We start from the raw sequence: 4,939 nt of genomic DNA, 5'->3' as shown, positions 1-4,939 counted from the left end.
GGTAAAAACGATGCATCAGGTTATAGTAGCATGCAGAATGCATACAACAGCACATCAAAAAGCAGTGCAACAGATAGTGCATCAAAAAGCAGTGCAACAGATAGCACATCAAAAAACAGTGCAACAGATACCACATCAAAAAGCAGTGCAACAGATAGCACATCAAAAAATAAGGCAACAGATGGTACTTCTAAAAACAAGGCAGCATATAATACATCAAAGAATAAAGCAACAGATAGTACTTCTAAAAACAAATCAACAGACTGTACAGATTGCAGATAGTTAAGGTTAAGACCCTATAGCAGTAAGTGGCTATAGGGTTTTAACATATTGTAATAAGATGAATAAACTAAAAGAAAAAAGTGATGGTAACCAATGAACAGATTTGACTTAGTTTCCATTGATACTGCAAGAAAAAGGGCTATGGAAAAAGGATATATAGTGGTGGATTTAAGAAGCAGAAGTGAATTTGACAAAGGACATATTGAGAATGCAATAAATATTCCAGAGGGTGATATTAGAAAAATCGACAGTTTCGGTAGAAAAGGAGACATATGGATTTTGTACTGTAGAAGAGGCAGTTTAAGTTTCAGACTTGCCAGTGAAATGGCAAACCAGGGATATAAGGTTATGGCAGTGGTAGGCGGATATAGAATGTAGTTGACATTGTTTTTTTATCAGATTATCATTAAGTAGATAAAAATAAGGATTTTGGTGAATTTTATATGGATAAATTACATTTAATCGTTCCATGTCATTTTGGAGTGGAATCGGTTTTAAAGAGAGAAATTATAGATTTAGGATACGAAATAGAGAGGGTTGAAGATGGAAGAATCACTTTTTCGGGAAATTTATTGGCAATATGCAGGGCTAACGTATTTCTAAGAACTGCTGAACGTGTAATGATTCAGGTTGGAAGAGTAAAGGCTCAGACATACGACGAGCTTTTTGAGGCAGTTAAGGCATTAAAATGGAGTGATTTTATACCGGAAAACGGAAAATTCTGGGTAAAAAAAGCCAGTTCTGTTAAAAGTAAATTATTTAGTCCCTCAGATATACAAAGAATAGTAAAAAAGGCAATTGTGGAGAATCTGAAACAGGAATATGGTGTAAGCTGGTTTAGTGAAGATGGGGCAAGTTATCCTATCAGAGTGTTTTTTTATAAGGATGAGGCAGTTATTGCATTGGATACATCAGGAGAATCACTTCACAAAAGAGGATACAGATATTATACCTCAAAGGCACCTATTTCCGAAACATTGGCGGCAGCACTGATTATGCTTACTCCATGGAATAAGGATAGAATTTTGGTGGATCCTTTCTGCGGATGTGGAACATTTCCTATTGAGGCGGCTATGATAGCAGCTAATATTGCACCGGGAATGAACAGGGAGTTTACCGGGAAAACATGGACTAATTTTATAGATAAAAAGTTATGGTATCAGGCTGTTAATGAGGCAAATGATAAAATAAATGATGATATAGAAACAGATATACAGGGATATGATATTGATGGGGAGATGATTGAATATTCCAGAAAAAATGCTATAAATGCAGGAGTGGAACATTTAATTCATTTTCAGGAACGTCCTGTTTCAGGATTAAGCCATAGGAAAAAATATGGATTTATAATTACAAATCCCCCTTATGGCGAAAGATTAGAGGAACAGAAAAGTTTACAGAAGATTTATACAACTTTAGGAGAAAAGTACAAAGCTTTGGATTCATGGTCGGCATTTATCATTTCATCTTATGAAAATGTAGAAAAAGATATGGGAATAAAAGCAACGAAAAACCGTAAAATATATAACGGAATGATTAAGACATATTATTATCAGTTTATGGGACCGAAGCCTCCTAAAAACAAAAATAAATAGAGGTTGTTAATGAAAAAAAAGAGAATACTTGTAGTATATATTCCACTTATTGCAATTTTAGTGGTTATAATTGCAGGTTTTTCCTACTCAAAACAAAGTGTACAAAAAAGTATTTCTTTTGATGGGGAAAAGACACAGGCACCGATTTTAGATACATGGAATCGGATTATGGCTAAAAGTGCAAATAAGGATGAAATAAATGTTATAGTTGATAAAAAAGAAGTTAAATATGTAAATAAAAGGGCGTACATGAGTGGTAATATGAATCTTATGATACCACTTGATATAGTTATAGAAACATTTAATTGCGCTGCAAATGTGTATGGTGGCGAAAAAATTGTTATCGAAAAAGGAAGCAGTATAGTAGCACTTTATTTAAATACCAAAAAAATGATTTTCAATGATAATGAATATAGTTTGGATGATAAACCGGTTACTAAAGATGGAACAATTTTTGTGCCGGCAAATATATTTGCAAAGTGTTTTGCCTATGATTATAATTGGAACAGCAAAAGTAATACAGCTTCATTTACAGGCAAAAAAGGCACTAAATCTTATTTGCCAAAGCGTTACAGCTATTTAGATAAAAAAAGAGCTGTGCCGGCAAAAAATCAGGGAAATTATGGTACATGCTGGGCCTTTGCCACACTGACGGCAATTGAAACATCACTTATGCCGGAAGAGCAATATGATTTTTCAGAGAATAACCTTGCCAGAAGTAATGATATGTCAGGAGAAATCCAGGATGGTGGCGATTATATTATGTCAATGGCATATCTTATGGCATGGAAAGGACCGGTGTTAGAACAGGATGACCCTTATGGAACTCAGGAAAAAACTACCGGTTTAAAGGCAAAAAAACATATTCAGGAAGCACAGATTTTACCGGAAAAGGACTATGACCAGATTAAGGAAATGGTGTATAAATATGGCGGAGTAGAAAGCTCCATGTATATGTCCCTTAATAATTCCAAATCAAAATCAGTTTATTATAACGAAAGTGAGTATGCTTATTGCTATAAAGGAAAAAAGAAGCCTAATCATGATGTAGTTATAATCGGATGGGATGATAATTATTCAAAAGAGCTGTTTAACGACCAGAGTATTCCGGGAGATGGTGCATTTATATGCATGAACAGCTGGGGGGAAGATTTTGGATATAAGGGAACATTTTATGTTTCATATTACGATGACAGAATAGGAACAAGTAATGTTTGTTATACAGGCATAGAAAATACAGACAATTATGATAATATATATCAAAGTGATATTTGCGGATGGACAGGCTCCATGGGATTTGAGGGCAGTAGTACAGTGTATTTTGCCAACGTATACAATCCTTCTGAAAACGGGAAGCTTCAGGCGGTGGGATTTTATGCAGTGACCCCCGGAGTGAAGTATGAGGTATTTGTGGACAGCAAATTTGAAGGAGAAAATTCCTTAAGTGAGAGAACCCATACAGCAGCAAGTGGAACTTTGAAAAATAAAGGATATTATACAATAAAATTAGATAAGCCTTATAGTGTAAAGCAGGGACAAAAATTCAGTGTAACAGTGAAAATAACTAGCGGGAAGGACAAAAAAATCTTTAAGCTGATTCCTGTTGAAATGAATGGAAGTGATGACAGTTATAATGTGGATTTAACGGATGGAGAAGGATATTTCAGCTCTACGGGAAACAGATGGCAGTCTTCGGAAAAACATGATTGCAATATTTGTTTAAAGGCATATACAGACAAAAAATAAAGGAGAACAAACCAATGAAGAAGGTAATATTTGCAACAACAAACAAAAATAAGGTTCGTGAAGTCAATATGATGATGAAGGATTTTGACGTGGAACTTCAAACTATGGGAGAGGCAGGCATTAACATTGATATTGTGGAAGATGGAAAAACCTTTGAAGAAAATGCCATTATTAAGGCAAAAACCATAATGGAAATAACAGGAGAAATAGCTATAGCTGATGATTCTGGTTTGGAAGTGGATTATTTAGATGGAGCACCGGGAATATATTCTGCAAGATTTTTAGGAGAAGATACATCTTACGATATAAAGAATAACTATATAATTGATAAACTAAAGGATGCCAAGGGAAAAGAAAGAAGTGCAAGATTCGTTTGTGCAATGGCAGTGGCTTTCCCAAATGGAAAAATTAAGACATGTAAAGGAACTATTGAGGGGCTTATTGCATATGAACAAAAAGGAACTAACGGTTTTGGTTATGATCCTATAGTTTATGTGCCGGAATATGAGATGACAACCGGTGAAATGGCTCCTGAATTAAAAAACAGCATAAGCCATAGGGGTAAGGCATTAGAACAAATGAAGGAAATCCTGAAAGCCGGATTGGAGGAAGAATGTTAAAAGCTATAATTATAAGTGATTCTCATGGAGATTTAAAAAATGTGAGAAAAATTGCCGAAAAAGAGCATAATATTGATTTGGTGATACATTTAGGTGACCTTTTGGGTCAGGACGAACAATTGGCGGAAATTTTTAACTGTGAAATAAAAAAAGTTAAGGGAAACTGTGATTATTATTCTAATAATCCGGTTTCTGATGTGGTGGAATTTGGTGGAAACAGGATTTTTATAACTCACGGACATAATTACGGAGTGGATTTCGGGCTGGATGGTTTAAGTTATGCAGCAGAGGAAAATAAATGTAATATAGCACTTTACGGGCATACTCATGTACCGGATAGCTCTATAAGGGGGAAAATAATCATTGTAAATCCCGGAAGTGTATCAAGACCAAGACAGTTAGGTGGAAGACCTACATATGGGGTTATGAAGGTAAATGGAGAGGGAAAAGCAGATATCAGAATAGAGTACGTTTAGCCCTATTTTAAAAGGGATTTCGGGGTATGAAAAAAAATTGTAAAAAAAAATAAAAAAAACGCTTGACAATTTTAAGGGTTTCCCATATAATTACTCTTGCGCTGTGAAAAATAAGTAACGCGAACACGGGGTGTGGCTCAGCTTGGCTAGAGCGCCTGATTTGGGATCAGGAGGTCGCAGGTTCGAATCCTGTCACCCCGACTGTGTGCGGGTGTAGTTC

The 4,939-nt window shown here is 35.4% G+C and carries 6 protein-coding genes and 1 tRNA gene; all 7 read left to right on the top strand.

The genetic code is table 11. The features are described from left to right. On the top strand, positions 1 to 282 hold a 282-nt coding region (locus Q5O73_RS10120; protein ID WP_302669622.1), incomplete at its 5' end, for a hypothetical protein. 93 nt (positions 283 to 375) lie between these two features. Beyond that, entirely contained in the window at positions 376 to 660 is a 285-nt protein-coding gene (locus Q5O73_RS10115; RefSeq protein ID WP_021951773.1) for a rhodanese-like domain-containing protein, read from the top strand. A 65-nt stretch (positions 661 to 725) separates the two neighbouring features. Further along, positions 726 to 1,877, top strand: a complete 1,152-nt coding sequence (locus tag Q5O73_RS10110; protein WP_302669621.1) for a class I SAM-dependent RNA methyltransferase — start codon at positions 726 to 728, stop codon at positions 1,875 to 1,877. Between the two features lie 9 nt (positions 1,878 to 1,886). Then, entirely contained in the window at positions 1,887 to 3,623 is a 1,737-nt protein-coding gene (locus Q5O73_RS10105; RefSeq protein ID WP_118589762.1) for a lectin like domain-containing protein, read from the top strand. A 14-nt stretch (positions 3,624 to 3,637) separates the two neighbouring features. Continuing rightward, the gene (locus Q5O73_RS10100) at positions 3,638 to 4,243 is read left to right on the top strand and encodes an XTP/dITP diphosphatase (protein ID WP_118589761.1); all 606 of its coding nucleotides are present in this window, start codon (positions 3,638 to 3,640) and stop codon (positions 4,241 to 4,243) included. Beyond that, positions 4,237 to 4,719, top strand: a complete 483-nt coding sequence (locus Q5O73_RS10095) for a metallophosphoesterase (protein WP_021951777.1) — start codon at positions 4,237 to 4,239, stop codon at positions 4,717 to 4,719. The genes Q5O73_RS10100 and Q5O73_RS10095 overlap by 7 nt, the downstream gene beginning before the upstream one ends. Before the next feature lie 126 nt (positions 4,720 to 4,845). Then, a tRNA-Pro gene (locus Q5O73_RS10090) sits at positions 4,846 to 4,920 on the top strand. The last annotated feature ends 19 nt before the right edge of the window (positions 4,921 to 4,939 follow it).

Source organism: Eubacterium sp. AF15-50 (assembly GCF_934835595.1).
Taxonomy (GTDB): domain Bacteria; phylum Bacillota; class Clostridia; order Lachnospirales; family Lachnospiraceae; genus Eubacterium_G; species Eubacterium_G segne.
This window is presented reverse-complemented; position numbering and strand designations above follow the sequence as displayed.

Bases quoted from the DNA above. Each gene is read 5' to 3' on its own strand.
- Q5O73_RS10115 (WP_021951773.1), top strand. From the start codon at position 376: ATGAACAGATTTGACTTAGTTTCCATTGATACTGCAAGAAAAAGGGCT.
- Q5O73_RS10110 (WP_302669621.1), top strand. From the start codon at position 726: ATGGATAAATTACATTTAATCGTTCCATGTCATTTTGGAGTGGAATCG.
- Q5O73_RS10100 (WP_118589761.1), top strand. From the start codon at position 3,638: ATGAAGAAGGTAATATTTGCAACAACAAACAAAAATAAGGTTCGTGAA.
- Q5O73_RS10105 (WP_118589762.1), top strand. From the start codon at position 1,887: ATGAAAAAAAAGAGAATACTTGTAGTATATATTCCACTTATTGCAATT.
- Q5O73_RS10095 (WP_021951777.1), top strand. From the start codon at position 4,237: ATGTTAAAAGCTATAATTATAAGTGATTCTCATGGAGATTTAAAAAAT.